This is a genomic window from Methylomonas sp. 2BW1-5-20 (assembly GCF_052474515.1).
Genome location: NZ_CP184127.1, coordinates 2,639,538 through 2,655,889 on the forward strand (window position 1 = coordinate 2,639,538; position 16,352 = coordinate 2,655,889).

Below are 16,352 nucleotides of genomic sequence, written 5' to 3' on the forward strand. Positions count from 1 at the left end.
TTGCTTTGCGGCTGGCCGGAACGCTAAATTTATCCTGCCTGCTGCCCTAGAAACGGCCGCCAACTCCGCAACTATCCCACCACCATTCAGTTTTACAATAGCGGCATGACCAACACCACTCCAGTCGCCACCTTATTTCCAGGCTTTGCCGAAACCGATAGCCTGCAGATCGAAAAAGCGCTAACGCTGATAGCCCGTTTAACAGCCGGTTGCCCTGACTCTGCCCGTCCGCGCGGCATCGATGTGGCGACAATTTTAATGAGCGTGCATGTCGATCTGGAAACCATTTTAACGGCGCTACTCAGCGACTCGCGTGTCGACGGCAAACTCAACGAAATCACAATCCGCGATCAATTCGGGCCAGTGGTTGCAGATCTGGTTAAAGACGTCTCCTGGCTGAACAAAGTTAGCATCTACAGCACCGAGATGGCGAATCAGCCCAATCAGGCCGAGATTTTACGGCGCATGCTGCTGGCCATGACCCACGACGTACGCGCGGTGTTGATTAAATTAGCGTTCCGCATTCAACGGCTCCGGGGCTTGCAACACGAGCAAGACGATATTCGCCGTTTCATTGCCCGAGAAACGCTGGACATCTATGCGCCGCTGGCCAACCGCTTGGGTATCAATCAATTTAAATGGGAACTGGAAGACTTGGCGTTTCGCTACCTCGACCCGGAAAACTACCGTTTTGTCACCGAATCGCTGGCGGTAAATCGGGAACAGCGGCAATCGTGTATCGAACGATTTTTAGCCGCGCTCAACGACCAATTAATAAAAGAAGGTATCGAAGCCAAAATTTACGGCAGGCCTAAACATATCTATAGCATCTGGAACAAAATGCGCCGCAAGCACTTGGGGATAGACGAGCTTTACGACTTATTGGCGGTTCGGGTGGTCGTCGATAGCTTGTCGGCTTGTTATATGGTGCTGGGCTTGGCACATAGTCATTGGCAGCATATTCCACGCGAATTCGACGATTACATCGCCAACCCCAAGGAAAACGGCTATCAATCGTTGCATACCGTGGTTTTGGATGAAGACGGCAACCGTATCGAAATTCAGATCCGCACCAAAGCCATGCACGACTTCGCCGAATTGGGAGTTGCTGCGCACTGGCGCTATAAAGAAGGCAGTAAATTCAACGCCGCCACCGAGAAAAACATCGCCTCGCTCAGGCAATTATTGGAAGACAAGGATAGCGCCGCAAATTTGTTGGAAAACTTCCATACCGAATTGTTTTCCGACCGGGTATTCGTGCTGACGCCGGCAGGTAAATTGATCGATTTGATTAAAGGTGCTACGCCGCTGGATTTTGCTTATGCAATCCATACCGAAGTCGGTCATAGCTGCCGAGGCGCCAAGGTCAACGGCCAGATCAAACCACTGACTTACAAACTGTGTTCCGGGGAACAGGTGGAAATCATCACCGTCAAAAACGGTCAGCCCAATCATAATTGGCTGAATCCCAACTTGGGTTATCTAAAAACACCGCGCGCAATCAGCAAGGTAAAAAGCTGGTTCAAACAACAGCAGCAAGCCGAGAATATCGCCGGCGGCAAATTGCTGCTGGATAAAGAGAGCAAACGGCTGGGTTTAAAAACGGTCGACATCAACGAATTGTTAAAACATTTTAAATTCGCGGACGCGGAACATTTTTACGAAGCGCTTGGTCACGGCGACATTAACAACAGGCAATTGGCGGGCGCGCTGAAAATCCCGGAATTGGAGCCTACGCCGATCAAGCTGGTAGCCAGCAAAGCCAATCCGCAGTCGGCGGTGACGATAGACGATATCGATAATGTGGTCACCACGCTGGCGCATTGCTGCTCGCCGGTAAAAGGTGACGACATTATCGGCTTTATCTCGCACAAGCGCGGCATTACCATTCACCGCCGCGACTGCGAGAATATCCGCCATTTATCGCCCGAGCAACAACTGCAATTGTTGAGAGCCGATTGGAGCGGCCAACAAACCGTACACCACAGCGTACCTATTATGATTCATGCCTTTAACGCCCAAAATTTACTGAACGATGTTTCACAGGTATTGGCTGCGGGCAAAGTGCATATCAGCAGTGCCTCACTGAAGACTCACGACGATTTATCCGCAATCCTGAACATGACGATTCAAATTGAAAACACCGCGCAGCTCAGTCTAGTACTGACGCGTATCAGCCATTTACCGAATATTATTGAAGTTAGGAGAAAAGTCTGAAGGGCCAGTAGTGACGGCTAATTCGCCTGTGTAGGAGACTTTTTTAGAAGCTCGGCTGAGGATTCATGCTAACATAGCCGTTTTAAGTTTAGAGCTTTAACTATGGCAAAAGAAGATCAGATTGAAATGGATGGCAAGGTTATCGACACCCTGCCCAATACTATGTTTCGGGTCGAATTGGAAAACGGTCATATCGTTACCGCCCATATCTCCGGCAAAATGCGTAAACACTATATCCGCATCCTGACCGGCGATAAAGTCCGCGTAGAAATGACACCTTACGACCTGACAAAAGGCCGTATCACCTTCCGCAATCGCTAACCCGTCTCCGGGAAAGCGATTGCTTCCCTCGTTCTACACGACTTGATTCAATTCAGAAACGATTAGCTGTTTGCTCTCGATGGCAAAAGCCAGCGCATCGTTCTCGACGTGAACGCGCACATGCCCGCCATTCGCCAAACGACCGAACAATAGATCTTCAGCCAGCGGCTTTTTGACCTTTTCCTGAATCAAACGCGCCATTGGCCTTGCACCCATTTTCGGATCGCAACCGTGCTCGGCCAGCCACGCCCGCGCCGCCGGCTCCAAAGTCAACGTGACATTTTTATCCGCCAGCACCGCTTCCAGTTCGAAAATAAACTTATCGACCACGCTACCGACTACGGCCATATCCAACGGTTTGAATTGAACAATCGCATCCAGACGATTTCTAAATTCCGGCGAAAAACCCCGCTCGATCACTTTCATACTATCCGAAGCATGGTTTTGCTGGGTGAAACCGATAGATGCCCGACTGCTTTCCTCCGCACCGGCATTGGTGGTCATGATCAAGATGATATTTCTGAAATCGGCTTTACGGCCGTTATTATCGGTCAAGGTGCCGTGGTCCATCACCTGCAATAACAGGTTGAACACATCCGGATGAGCTTTCTCCAATTCGTCCAATAACAACACAGCATGCGGATGCTTGGTCACCGCTTCGGTCAACAACCCACCCTGATCAAAGCCGACATAACCCGGAGGCGCGCCGATTAAACGCGATACGGTATGCCGCTCCATGTACTCCGACATATCGAAACGAATTAATTCTATACCCAATACTTTGGCTAGCTGCCGGGTCACTTCGGTTTTGCCGACACCGGTAGGGCCAGCAAACAGGAAGGAACCTATGGTTTTCGTGGTATCCCGCAAACCCGCCCTCGACAATTTGATAGCTGAAGCCAACTCTGAAATAGCCTCGTCTTGACCGAATACCAGCATTTTCAGATTCTTTTCCAGATTGGATAGCTTATCGATATCGTTGGACGATACCGATTGGGCCGGCACCCTGGCAATTTTAGCGACAATTTCTTCAATCTCGGCGGTATCAATCAGATCTTTACGTTCCACGCCGGCAAACAAACGCTGTCTGGCTCCAGCCTCGTCGATCACGTCGATGGCTTTGTCCGGCAAATGTCTATCGGTGATATAGCGTGCCGATAATTCCACCGCCAGTCGCAACGCTTCTTGCGTGTATTTCAGACCGTGATGCTCCTCAAAGCGCGATTTCAAGCCTTTCAATATCAGCACAGTGTCTTCGATTGAAGGCTCTATCACATCGATTTTCTGAAAGCGCCGCGCCAAGGCATGGTCTTTTTCGAAAATACCGCGATATTCCTGATATGTGGTGGAACCGATACAACGCAGTTGCCCCGACGCCAATACCGGCTTAATCAAATTGGACGCATCCATCACCCCGCCGGACGCAGAACCCGCTCCAATAATGGTGTGAATTTCATCGATAAATAAAATCGAGTCGGGTTCTTTTTTCAGCTGATTTATTAAGGCCTTCAAGCGCTTTTCAAAGTCACCACGGTATTTGGTACCTGCAACCAGCGCACCCATATCCAAGGAATAAATAACGCTGTTAAGCAATATATCGGGAACTTGCTCTTCGACAATTCTTTTCGCCAAACCTTCAGCAATCGCGGTTTTACCTACACCGGCTTCCCCTACCAAAAGAGGATTGTTTTTGCGCCGGCGGCAAAGCACTTGAATGGTTCTTTCCACTTCCAGTTCGCGGCCGATCAGCGGGTCGATATTGCCTTTAAGCGCTTCGTCGTTCAGGTTGGTTGCATATTTTTCCAACGGACTGGACAAGGCTTCATTGGCGCCACGCTCGGCTTCCGGCTCTTCGCTGCTCTCTTTTCTGAACTGCTCGATTTTGGAGACCCCATGCGCCAGATAATTTACGACGTCAAGTCGAGTAATATCCTGTTTATTCAAAAGATAAACCGCATGCGAATCCTGCTCGCTAAATAACGCGACGAATAAATTGGCACCGGTCACTTCTTTTTTATCGGAGGCCTGCACATGAAAAACCGCACGCTGCAACACGCGCTGAAAACCTAAAGTCGGTTGGGTTTCTCGCTGGATACCTTCCGGAATCAGGGAAATGGTTTCGTCTATAAACCGCGTTAACTCGGCCCGTAACGCATTTACATTGCAGCCGCAGGCGATCAAAATCGGTATCGTCGTGACGTTGTCCAACAAAGCCAGCAACAAGTGCTCGACCGTAATGAATTCGTGTCGTTTGGCATGAGCTCCGGTAAAAGCAGCATTCAATGTCACTTCAAGTTCTTTACTTAGCATGGTTACTCCTCACGCCTCTTCCATCGTGCACATCAGCGGGTGATGATGCTCGCGGGAATATTCATTAACAATATGTACTTTGGTTTCAGCAACGTCTTTGGTATAGGTACCGCAAACGCCTACACCCTGCGTATGCACTTGCAACATCACCTGCGTTGCTTTCTCTTCGCTCATGTTAAAAAAATCAGTCAATATTTCGACGACAAAATCCATAGGCGTAAAGTCGTCGTTAAGCAACATAACCTTATATAGCGGCGGTCTTTTCAGCTGCGGTTTGGCTTCTTGCAGCGCAGTATTACCGTCAACATCTTTCAAGGGTTCAAAATCGGACATAAGCTTTGGTGCTGCGAATCATTGTGGTCTTAAAAATAGCGTCTTAAACATTAAATTTCAATCTTTAGGCATATAAAAAACATTTCTAGTAAAATGCGCGCCTTTTACCGTTTTCTATCAACATCATGGTTTGGAAACCTCACGTCACCGTAGCCGCCGTGATCGAAAAAGACGGCCGCTTTCTGCTGGTTGAAGAGACAACGGCTCGAGGCCTTGCGTTCAATCAGCCGGCAGGTCATTTGGAAGAAGGTGAAGATTTAATCAGCGCCGTCAAACGCGAAGTGTGGGAGGAAACCGCTTGGCAATTTGAACCGGAGGCGTTAATCGCCACACAACTATGGCGTAGAAATCCACATATGCCCAGTTTTGTTCGCTTCTGCTTTTCCGGCACGGTCAACAACCACAATCCAGAACAACCTCTCGATGACGGCATTATCGACACTCATTGGTTAAGCCGCAATGAAATTTACGCTAAGCGCCAACAATTACGCAGCCCTTTGGTATTAACTACAGTGGACGAATACCTGAAAGGCCACCGTTATCCGCTTACCATCTTACAGTCTTTTCTCGATTTAGAATGAGTAAACATATCATCGTCGGCATGTCCGGCGGCGTCGACTCTTCCGTCACCGCATTAATCCTGCAAGAACAAGGCCACAAGGTCACCGGTTTGTTCATGAAAAACTGGGAAGAGGACGACGGTACCGAATATTGTACTGCAATGGAAGATTTGGCCGATGCACAGCAGGTCTGCGACAAATTGGGCATAGAGCTTAAGACTGTCAACTTCGCCGCCGAATACTGGGACGACGTATTTGCAGTGTTTTTGTCGGAGTTTAAAGCCGGCCGGACACCCAATCCCGACATCCTTTGTAATAAACACGTCAAATTCAAAGCGTTTTTGGATTACGCAATCGAAGACCTGGGTGCCGAATATATTGCCACCGGCCATTACGCCCGCGTTCGCGAACAAGACGACGAATTTCAACTATTGAAAGGCCTGGATCCCAACAAGGAACAAAGCTATTTCTTATACGCAATGGGCCAGAAAGCTTTATCGCGAACCCTGTTCCCGATCGGCCACCTGCATAAACCTGAAATTCGGGCCATGGCCGATAAAGCAGGGTTTGCCAACAGTCGCAAGAAAGACAGCACCGGCATCTGCTTCATCGGCGAGCGTAAGTTCAAGGAATTCCTGCAACGCTACCTGCCTCATCAACCCGGCGAAATGCGCACTCCCGAAGGCCAATATATCGGGAAGCACCACGGCCTGATGTATTACACCCTGGGCCAACGCCAAGGGTTGGGCATAGGCGGCGTCAAGGACGCGCCTGACGAACCTTGGTTCGTATTGGAAAAAGACTTGGACAACAATGTGCTGATAGTCGGCCAGGGCCACGAACATCCGCTGATGCTGCACAACACCCTGGAAGCTGGACAACTGGACTGGTGCGGCAATGAGCCGTTGAGCGGACCGCTACGCTGCGCGGCCAAGACTCGTTACCGCCAACCGGATCAGGATTGCGTTGTCGAACCGCTGGATGGCGGTCTGCGCGTCATAGTTCGCTTCGACCAATCGCAAAGAGCGATTACACCAGGGCAATCCGTTGTGTTTTATGCCGGCGAGATTTGCTTAGGCGGCGGCATCATCGAATCCAAATACAACCAATAAATCCATGCAAGATGGGATGAACACAATAAAGCTCATCTCACATTCAAGATAGGAAACCATCATGACCCTCACTGCCATCTCCCCCATCGACGGCCGTTACGCCAACAAAGTCGACGCCTTGCGCCCTATTTTCAGCGAATACGGCTTGATCCGCTATCGGGTTGAAGTAGAAGTTCGCTGGCTGCAAGCTTTGGCCGCCGAAGCCAAGATAGTCGAAGTGCCGGCTTTGTCGGCCGATGCGATTACGATGTTGAACAGCATCGTCAGCAATTTCTCCGAAGCCGATGCCCAAACCGTCAAAGACATTGAAAAAACCACCAACCACGACGTCAAGGCGGTCGAGTATTTCCTGAAGGAAAAAATCAAAGGCAACACTGAACTGCATGCCGTCAACGAATTCATCCACTTCGCCTGCACCTCGGAAGATATCAACAACCTGTCGTATGCCTTGATGTTGAAAGAAGGCCGCAGCCTGATGCTGGCCGAGATCGACGCCACGATAGACACCATCAAAAAACTGGCTTTGGATAGCGCCGAACAACCGATGCTATCGCGCACCCACGGTCAGTCGGCGACGCCAACCACGGTTGGCAAGGAATTCGCCAACGTCGTCGCCCGTATGCAGCGCCAACGCAACCAGCTGGCTAAAGTCGAACTTCTGGGCAAGATCAACGGTGCGGTCGGCAATTACAACGCCCATAGCGTCGCCTATCCGGATGTCGATTGGGCGGCGTTCGCGCAAACTTTTGTCGAGTCGCTGGGCCTGACTTTCAATCCCTACACCATTCAGATCGAACCGCACGATTACATGGCCGAATTTTTCCACGCCTTGTCGCGCTTCAATACCATCTTGCTGGACTTCGACCGCGACGTCTGGGGCTATATTTCACTGGGTTATTTCAAGCAAAAAACCATCGCCGGCGAAGTCGGCTCCTCGACCATGCCGCACAAGGTCAATCCTATCGACTTCGAAAACTCCGAAGGCAATCTGGGTATGGCGAATGCAATCTTCGGTTTTCTGGCCGACAAATTGCCGGTATCGCGTTGGCAGCGCGATTTGACCGACTCGACCGTGTTGCGCAACATTGGCGTCGGCATCGCTCACACCAGCATCGCCATCCAATCGACCTTGAAAGGCATTTCCAAACTGGAAATCAACCCGGCTTTGCTGGACCAAGATCTGGATCAAAACTGGGAAGTGTTGGCCGAGCCGATTCAAACCGTGATGCGCCGTTACGGTGTCGAAAAGCCTTACGAAAAACTGAAAGAACTCACTCGCGGCCAACGTGTCACCGGCGACGGCATGCGCGCCTTCGTCGAAAAGCTGGAAATCCCAGATTCCGCCAAGGCCGAATTGCTGGCGCTGACACCGCACAGTTACACCGGTTATGCGGCAGATTTAGCCAAGAAAATCGGTTAAACACCAGGACAGGTTGTTGCTGAACTTCATCTGGATATTTTTCTTCCTGACCGCCTTCGCCACCGCCGCCTTCAAGCTGCTGGTGCTAGGTGACACTAAGGTATTTTCCGAGTTGATGAACGCGATGTTCAGTCTATCCAAAACCGCGTTCGAAATCTCGCTGGGGCTTAGCGGCGTGCTGGCCTTGTGGCTGGGCATCATGAAAATCGGCGAGCACAGCGGTTTCATCGATCTATTGACCAAGGCCCTTAATCCATTGTTTAGCCGCCTGATGCCGGAGATACCAAAAGATCATCCGGCTCTGGGCGCAATGGTAATGAACATCGCCGCCAACATGCTGGGCCTGGATAATGCCGCGACGCCAATGGGCATCAAGGCCATGCAGGAAATGCAAACCCTGAATCCACATCCCGAACGAGCCAGCGACGCGCAGATATTGTTTCTGGTGATCAACACCTCGTCGGTGACGCTGTTTCCGGTAACGATCTTCGCTTACCGGGCTCAGCTTGGCGCCGCCAATCCGACCGACGTATTCATCCCTATATTGATCGCCACCTACATGTCGACGCTAACCGGCCTGCTCGCCGTCGCTGCTGTGCAGAAGATCAATCTGCTAGACAAGGTTGTGATGACTTATTTGGGCGGCATCACGGCACTGGTCGGCGGAATTTTAGCTTACTTCGCAGGGCTGGATCAGGCGAACATGCTCAAGCAATCGGCTTTGGTCAGTCACGTTATCCTGTTCAGCCTAGTAATTTCGTTTATCGCCGCGGCAGCTCACAAGCGTCTGAACGCTTACGAACTGTTCGTGGAAGGCGCCAAACACGGTTTTCACACCGCAATTACTATCATTCCTTATCTGGTGGCGATGCTGGTTGCATTTGGGGTGTTCCGGGCCAGCGGCGCCTTGGAATTGATTACCGCCGGCGCCAGGCTATTGGTCAATGTTGCCGGCATCGACAACCGCTTCATCGACGGCCTGCCGACCGCGTTAATGAAGCCGTTCAGCGGCAGTGGTGCGCGGGCGATGATGATAGACACCATGCAAACCCACGGGGCCGACTCCTTTGCCGGCCGACTAGCGTCGGTGGTGCAAGGCAGCACCGAGACCACGTTTTATGTGTTGGCCGTGTATTTCGGCGCGGTGAACATTAAACAGATACGCCATGCCGCCGCCTGCGGCATCATTGCCGATCTAGGCGGGATTGTTTCCTCTATTTTGGTAACTTATTGGTTTTTTGGTTAATTATTTTGATTAAAGGTGCATGGCGCCATGCCAACATACCCTAGGCTTTTAAACACATACATGCAGATACATCTTAAAACTCTAGGCTGCCGTCTCAACGAAGCAGAACTCGAAACCTGGGCGCAAGCCTTTCAAGCCGGCGGTCACAGCATCACCCGCAACTTGAGCGACGCACAATTGGTGATCATCAATTCCTGCGCAGTAACTCAGGATGCGGTAAAAAAGTCCAAGCAACTGATCCGGCGTATTCACCGCGACAACCCGCAAGCCAAATTGGTGGTGAGCGGCTGCTACGCGACCTTGAACGAAAGCGAAGCCGCGCAATTAATGGGCGTGGATTTAATCGTCAGCAACAAGGATAAAAACCAATTGGTGGAAAAAACCCTGACCGAGCTGAATCTGGATAGCATGCCGGTGATGTCCGCCGAGCCAGGGGAAGTCTCATTGTTCAGCCGTGGCCGTCAACGTGCATTCGTCAAGGTTCAAGACGGTTGCCGCTACCGATGCACATTTTGCATCGTCACCGTCGCTCGTGGCGAAGAACGCAGCCGCTCAACTCAGGAAGTGGTTGACGAAATCAATTTATTGCACAGCCAAGGCATTCAAGAAGCCATCATTACCGGCGTACACTTGGGCGGGTACGGCGGCGAAATCGGCAGCAATCTGGTTGAGTTGATTTCAGAAATCCTGGAAAAAACCGAGATTCCCCGCTTAAGGCTAGGTTCACTGGAACCTTGGGAACTGCCAGACGGATTCTTCGATTTATTTAAGAATCCAAGATTGATGCCTCATCTGCACCTGCCTTTGCAAAGCGGCAGCGACAGCGTGCTGAGACGCATGGCCAGACGCTGCAAAACCGAGGAATTTAGGGAAATTGTCAATCTGGCCAGAAAGACCATTCCTCATTTCAATATCACCACCGATATTATCGTCGGCTTTCCGGGCGAAACCGAACAAGAATGGCAGGAGAGTTACGAATACATTAAAAGCATCGGTTTCGGTCACATCCACATTTTCAGTTACTCGCCGCGCGAAGGCACGAAAGCTGCCAATTTGCCCGATCAGATCGGCCAAGAAATCAAAAAATATCGAAGCCGGCTATTGCACGAACTAGCTGAAACGATGAAGCGGAAGTTTGTCGAGGAAAACATGGGCTTACTGGCACATGTTTTATGGGAAGGGCATACGGAATCGCTAACTAACGGTTATATCCGCTATTTTGGCTATACACCAAACTATATCCGGACTGCTTGCGATGTATCCGCAGATACATTATTGGAGAATCAAATTATCCCTGCGATGTTGATTCAGGCCGAACAAGATTTCGTCCAAATAAAATTAGCGCAATAAAAAAGGCCGTAAAGCAAACGCTTTACGGCCGAATTATATCCGAGTAAAAGAGCCGTATTAATACGGATTGGGGTCGAGCGGTCCGCGCCCACCGCCTTGCGACTCATCGTATTTCAACACGTCGTCTTCCGGCACATTGCCATCGTGAATCAGATAGTTACGTCTGGAAAGATAAGCATTTTTGAAAAATTCGTAGCGATCGATCGCGGCTTCCGAGGCCACTCTTTCCATACCAAGGAGGTCGGAACGCGCATCGATCACTTTCAATGCTCCAGGACCTATTGAGGAGGCAGCGCCTATCCAGCTAGGATTCAAATAAATGCCGGCATAGGTAAAGGGATTCATCGCCGCGTCCCCTACCAACCCAAATACGCCGCGCGGCGAACTTGGTCCAAAAAATGGCAATACCAGATAAGGACCCGTCGGAATTCCCCAATAACCGAGAGTTTGATCAAAATCTTCATTGTGTTTAGGCAAGTTTATCATCGTCCCGATGTCGATCAGACCGGCCACACCCGCAGTAGTATTAACCAGAAAACGTGCGCCGTCCTGACCGGATTGGGCGAACTTTCCTTGTAACACATCGTTGGTGCAAACCCCAATGTCGTCAATATTGCTGAAGAAATTGGTAACAGCTTGGTTGGCAAAATCGGGCATAACCCAATCATAGCCCTTGGCAACCGGTTTCATGACATAGTCGTCTACGCCGTCGTTAAATGATTGCGCACTTCTGTTCCAACCCTCCCAAGGGTCTTTTGGGTTAGCGCCATGGGTTGTTGCGCAACCGCTCAGTATTGTTAAGAGCCCTACGATCATCCAACCTTTTTTCCCGTCTTGCATAACCATCACCTCATCAATTGAATATTGTTTATACCTATCCAAAACTCACGTAACATACCATACAACTAACTTTTCTAGCCAACCACAACTCAATGGAAATAACCCAAAATCCGTTAGGTAACCGTTTCCGAGGCTACCTTCCTGTCATTGTCGATATAGAGACCGCCGGCTTTAATTCAAAAAAAAATCCACTGCTGGAAATCGCAGCTGTGATCGTCGAGCCGGACGCCGAGGGTTGGTTGCATATCACCGAAAAACATCACAGCAACATTATTCCTTTTAAAAACTCCGAGCTGGATGAAGCCGCGCTGAAATTTACCGGCATCGATCCCTTTCATCCATTCCGTATGGCAATAGAAGAAAAGGATGCGCTTAACAAACTATTTATTCCAATCAAAGCAGCAGTAAAACGTAATGACTGCAAACGGGCAATTCTGGTCGGCCATAACCCCGCATTCGACATAAACTTCTTAAATGCTGCGATTGAGCGTACCAACCATAAGAGAAGCCCGTTTCACCCTTTCAGCAGCTTCGATACCGCAACACTGGGCGGCTTAGTTTATGGCCAAACTGTACTAGCAAAAATAGCTCAAGCAGCCGGCTTAGCGTGGGATAACGAACGAGCCCATTCAGCACTTTACGACGCCGAACAAACCGCTGAATTATTTTGTTTGATTATCAACCGTTGGAAAAAATTAAGCGAGTTAGAAGCTTCATAAATCTATTCAATTAGCGACCTAGAACACATAACGCCCATCAGAAACCTGTGACGGCGAGCCGCGCTTAACCTCCGTTATTTATTGGCTAAGTCCTCACTGTGTTTATCGGACAGAAAGTAACGACGAAGGTTTGTTGATTAAAAGAACTCTACATTCCTAGCAGTTTAAAGCCATTGAATATATTTAAAGCGTAGCGCCGGCACCTGCCAGTAATGTCGTCAGCTCGCCTTTGCTGTACAAATCCAAAACGATGTCGCAGCCGCCGATCAACTCGCCTTGGACATATAGCTGAGGATAGGTAGGCCAGTTTGAATAGGCCTTGAGGGCTTCGCGCAGTTCCGGATCGTCAAAGATGTTAACGTGCGCATACGCCGCATTACAGGCCTCCAAGACTTGAACCACTCGACTGGAAAACCCGCACTGCGGAAAATCGGGCGTGCCCTTCATGTACAACACTACCGGGTTACCGGTTAATTGGGCTTGGATTCGTTCTATTGCACTCATGGCTATTCTCACTCAAAAAATTAACATCGCCCGATTCTAGCAACCGCTGTTGCAAATTTAAAGCGGTTACCGCTGCGGAGCAAACGGTCAAAAAAAAAGCCCTGCTGGTATCAGCAGGGCTTTTGGTTTAGGCGCTTGGCGATGACCTACTTTCACATGGCAACCTGCCACACTATCATCGGCGCTAAGCGGTTTCACTTCCGAGTTCGGGATGGGATCGGGTGGTTCACGCTCGCTATGTTCACCAAGCAAACTGGTTAGGCTGTTTTGCAGCCGTCATGCACAGGTCCTAAGCATTTCGCTTTGACCTGCCTTCATGGAAATCTGTATCGAGTTTGTCGTTCTCAGTTGGTTATCAGCTTGTCATCTGACCTGACCCAAACGCATTGGGTGTTATATGGTCAAGCCTCACGGGCAATTAGTACACGTTAGCTTCACACATTACTGCGCTTCCACACCGTGCCTATCAACGTCGTAGTCTCCGACGGCCCTTCAGGGGACTTAAAGTCCCAGTGAGATCTCATCTTGGGAGGGGCTTCCCGCTTAGATGCTTTCAGCGGTTATCCTGTCCGAACGTGGCTACCCGGCAATGCCATTGGCATGACAACCGGAACACCAGAGGTTCGTCCACTCCGGTCCTCTCGTACTAGGAGCAGCTTCCCTCAAATCTCAAACGCCCACGGCAGATAGGGACCGAACTGTCTCACGACGTTCTGAACCCAGCTCGCGTACCACTTTAAATGGCGAACAGCCATACCCTTGGGACCTGCTTCAGCCCCAGGATGTGATGAGCCGACATCGAGGTGCCAAACACCGCCGTCGATATGAACTCTTGGGCGGTATCAGCCTGTTATCCCCGGCGTACCTTTTATCCGTTGAGCGATGGCCCTTCCATACAGAACCACCGGATCACTAAGACCTACTTTCGTACCTGCTCGACTTGTCCGTCTCGCAGTCAAGCACCCTTATGCCTTTGCACTCATTGCCTGATTTCCGACCAGGCTGAGGGTACCTTCGTGCTCCTCCGTTACTCTTTAGGAGGAGACCGCCCCAGTCAAACTACCCACCAGACACTGTCCCTAACCCGGATAACGGGTCGAGGTTAGAACTCCAAACATACCAGGGTGGTATTTCAAGGTTGGCTCCACGAGAACTGGCGTTCCCGCTTCAAAGCCTCCCACCTATCCTACACAAGTAGGTTCAAAGTCCAGTGTCAAGCTATAGTAAAGGTGCACGGGGTCTTTCCGTCTAGCCGCGGGTACACTGCATCTTCACAGCGATTTCAATTTCACTGAGTCCCAGGTGGAGACAGTGTGGCCATCGTTACGCCATTCGTGCAGGTCGGAACTTACCCGACAAGGAATTTCGCTACCTTAGGACCGTTATAGTTACGGCCGCCGTTTACTGGGGCTTCGATCAAGAGCTTCTCCGAAGATAACCCCATCAATTAACCTTCCAGCACCGGGCAGGCGTCACACCCTATACGTCCACTTTCGTGTTTGCAGAGTGCTATGTTTTTGCTAAACAGTCGCAGCCACCGATTTTTTGCAACCGCCTTACGCTCCATCCGCGAGGGACTTCACTTATCAACGGCATACCTTCTCCCGAAGTTACGGTATCATTTTGCCTAGTTCCTTCACCTGGGTTCTCTCAAGCGCCTTAGAATTTTCATCCCACCCACCTGTGTCGGTTTAGGGTACGGCCACTAGTAACCTGAAGCTTAGAGGTTTTTCCTGGAAGCAGGGCATCTATCACTTCGCTGTTCTTTCGAACCGCTCGTCATCACGTCTCAGCATAGAGCACCCCGGATTTGCCTAAGATGCATGCCTACCTGCTTAAACTGCCACTTCCAACCGACAGCTGATATAGCCTTCTCCGTCACCCCATCGCAGTTACTACTGGTACAGGAATATTAACCTGTTTTCCATCGACTACGCTTTTCAGCCTCGCCTTAGGTGCCGACTAACCCTGCGTCGATTAACGTTGCGCAGGAAACCTTGGGTTTTCGGCGAGGGGGTTTTTCACCCCCTTTATCGTTACTTATGTCAGCATTCGCACTTCCGATACCTCCAGCACACTTCTCAATGCACCTTCGCAGGCGTACGGAACGCTCCTCTACCACTCACACTTACGTGTAAATCCGTAGCTTCGGTACTATGCTTAGCCCCGGTAAATCTTCCGCGCAGACCGACTCGACCAGTGAGCTATTACGCTTTCTTTAAAGGATGGCTGCTTCTAAGCCAACCTCCTGGCTGTCTGTGCCTTTCCACATCGTTTCCCACTGAGCATAGATTTGGGGACCTTAGCTGACGGTCTGGGCTGTTTCCCTTTTCACGACGGACCTTATCACCCGCCGTGTGTCTCCCGTGCTTGCACTTGCTGGTATTCGGAGTTTGCATCGGGTTGGTAAGTCGGGATGACCCCCTAGCCGAAACAGTGCTCTACCCCCAGCAGTGATACACGAGGCGCTACCTAAATAGCTTTCGAGGAGAACCAGCTATCTCCGAGCTTGATTAGCCTTTCACTCCGATCCACAGCTCATCCCCGTCTTTTTCAACAGACGTGGGTTCGGCCCTCCAGTTAGTATTACCCAACCTTCAGCCTGGCCATGGATAGATCGCCCGGTTTCGGGTCTACACCTTGCGACTAAACGCCCTATTAAGACTCGCTTTCGCTACGCCTCCCCTATTCGGTTAAGCTTGCCACAAAATGTAAGTCGCTGACCCATTATACAAAAGGTACGCAGTCACCCCACGAAGGGGCTCCCACTGCTTGTACGCATACGGTTTCAGGTTCTATTTCACTCCGCTCTCCGCGGTTCTTTTCGCCTTTCCCTCACGGTACTAGTTCACTATCGGTCAGTAAGGAGTATTTAGCCTTGGAGGATGGTCCCCCCATATTCAGTCAAAGTTTCACGTGCTCCGACCTACTCGATTTCACTAAAAAAAGGTTTTCGTGTACGGGGCTATCACCCTGTATCGCCGGACTTTCCAGACCGTTCCACTAACCTTATCCTAGCTTAAGGGCTAGTCCCCGTTCGCTCGCCACTACTTAGGGAATCTCGGTTGATTTCTTTTCCTCCGGGTACTTAGATGTTTCAGTTCTCCGGGTTCGCTTCAGTGAGCTATGTATTCACTCAAAGATGACGTGCTTATGCACGCCGGGTTTCCCCATTCGGACATCTCTGGATCACAGCCGGTTTGCAGGCTCCCCAAAGCTTTTCGCATGCTACAACGTCCTTCATCGCCTCTTACTGCCTAGGCATTCACCGTATGCGCTTATTCACTTGACCATATAACCCGAATACGTCTGTACTTTGGTTATACTGTCAGCTGACATTTTCGCTGATTTTTTCTGCTTGAGAACGACATGCTGTTTGCTTGCTGTCTTTATCTTTCGACATTGACATCATTCAAACCG

General features: G+C 50.3%; 12 protein-coding genes and 2 rRNA genes. 8 read left to right on the forward strand and 6 right to left on the reverse strand.

What is annotated here, in order from left to right; genetic code table 11:
• Window positions 1–105 precede the first annotated feature (105 nt).
• Together ACH50O_RS12105 and infA are read left to right on the forward strand one after the other, a co-directional pair.
• Entirely contained in the window at window positions 106–2,217 is a 2,112-nt protein-coding gene (locus ACH50O_RS12105; protein WP_446808050.1) for a RelA/SpoT family protein, read from the forward strand.
• A gap of 102 nt (window positions 2,218–2,319) precedes the next feature.
• On the forward strand, window positions 2,320–2,538 hold the full coding sequence (gene infA, locus ACH50O_RS12110; RefSeq protein WP_013819653.1) for a translation initiation factor IF-1: 219 nt from the start codon (window positions 2,320–2,322) through the stop codon (window positions 2,536–2,538).
• 33 nt (window positions 2,539–2,571) lie between these two features.
• On the opposite strand, the gene clpA is transcribed toward infA, so the two are convergent.
• Together clpA and clpS are read right to left on the reverse strand one after the other, a co-directional pair.
• The gene (gene clpA, locus ACH50O_RS12115) at window positions 2,572–4,848 is read right to left on the reverse strand and encodes an ATP-dependent Clp protease ATP-binding subunit ClpA (RefSeq protein WP_446808051.1); all 2,277 of its coding nucleotides are present in this window, start codon (window positions 4,846–4,848) and stop codon (window positions 2,572–2,574) included.
• A gap of 9 nt (window positions 4,849–4,857) precedes the next feature.
• Window positions 4,858–5,181 (reverse strand): ATP-dependent Clp protease adapter ClpS, encoded by a 324-nt coding sequence (gene clpS / locus ACH50O_RS12120; RefSeq protein ID WP_446808052.1) that lies wholly within the window; start codon window positions 5,179–5,181, stop codon window positions 4,858–4,860.
• Window positions 5,182–5,306: 125 nt separating this feature from the next.
• Between clpS and ACH50O_RS12125 the strand changes: the two genes are divergently transcribed.
• The 5 genes from ACH50O_RS12125 to mtaB all read left to right on the forward strand — a co-directional run bounded on the left by ACH50O_RS12125 (window position 5,307) and on the right by mtaB (window position 10,869).
• Window positions 5,307–5,762: an NUDIX hydrolase gene (locus ACH50O_RS12125; protein ID WP_446808053.1), complete on the forward strand. Its 456-nt coding sequence runs from the start codon at window positions 5,307–5,309 to the stop codon at window positions 5,760–5,762.
• A complete protein-coding gene (gene mnmA, locus ACH50O_RS12130; RefSeq protein WP_446808054.1) occupies window positions 5,759–6,853 on the forward strand; it encodes a tRNA 2-thiouridine(34) synthase MnmA in 1,095 nt (364 codons plus the stop codon). The genes ACH50O_RS12125 and mnmA overlap by 4 nt, the downstream gene beginning before the upstream one ends.
• Before the next feature lie 61 nt (window positions 6,854–6,914).
• Complete coding sequence (gene purB, locus ACH50O_RS12135) at window positions 6,915–8,273, forward strand: adenylosuccinate lyase (RefSeq protein ID WP_446808055.1); 1,359 nt, start codon at window positions 6,915–6,917, stop codon at window positions 8,271–8,273.
• Window positions 8,274–8,289: 16 nt separating this feature from the next.
• Window positions 8,290–9,519: a nucleoside recognition domain-containing protein gene (locus tag ACH50O_RS12140; RefSeq protein ID WP_446808056.1), complete on the forward strand. Its 1,230-nt coding sequence runs from the start codon at window positions 8,290–8,292 to the stop codon at window positions 9,517–9,519.
• Window positions 9,520–9,579: 60 nt separating this feature from the next.
• The gene (gene mtaB / locus ACH50O_RS12145; RefSeq protein ID WP_446808057.1) at window positions 9,580–10,869 is read left to right on the forward strand and encodes a tRNA (N(6)-L-threonylcarbamoyladenosine(37)-C(2))-methylthiotransferase MtaB; all 1,290 of its coding nucleotides are present in this window, start codon (window positions 9,580–9,582) and stop codon (window positions 10,867–10,869) included.
• Between the two features lie 57 nt (window positions 10,870–10,926).
• Here the strand turns inward: mtaB and ACH50O_RS12150 are convergent, their stop codons facing one another.
• A complete protein-coding gene (locus ACH50O_RS12150) occupies window positions 10,927–11,751 on the reverse strand; it encodes an MlaA family lipoprotein (RefSeq protein WP_446808058.1) in 825 nt (274 codons plus the stop codon).
• A gap of 50 nt (window positions 11,752–11,801) precedes the next feature.
• Between ACH50O_RS12150 and rnt the strand changes: the two genes are divergently transcribed.
• Window positions 11,802–12,428, forward strand: coding sequence for a ribonuclease T (rnt, locus tag ACH50O_RS12155; protein WP_446808059.1), 627 nt, complete (start codon window positions 11,802–11,804; stop codon window positions 12,426–12,428).
• A gap of 183 nt (window positions 12,429–12,611) precedes the next feature.
• Here the strand turns inward: rnt and grxD are convergent, their stop codons facing one another.
• The 3 genes from grxD to ACH50O_RS12170 form a co-directional block, all read right to left on the reverse strand.
• On the reverse strand, window positions 12,612–12,932 hold the full coding sequence (gene grxD, locus ACH50O_RS12160; protein WP_446808060.1) for a Grx4 family monothiol glutaredoxin: 321 nt from the start codon (window positions 12,930–12,932) through the stop codon (window positions 12,612–12,614).
• Between the two features lie 133 nt (window positions 12,933–13,065).
• Window positions 13,066–13,181: ribosomal RNA gene (gene rrf / locus ACH50O_RS12165) — 5S ribosomal RNA — on the reverse strand.
• Window positions 13,182–13,329: 148 nt separating this feature from the next.
• Window positions 13,330–16,224: ribosomal RNA gene (locus ACH50O_RS12170) — 23S ribosomal RNA — on the reverse strand.
• Between the last annotated feature and the right edge of the window lie 128 nt (window positions 16,225–16,352).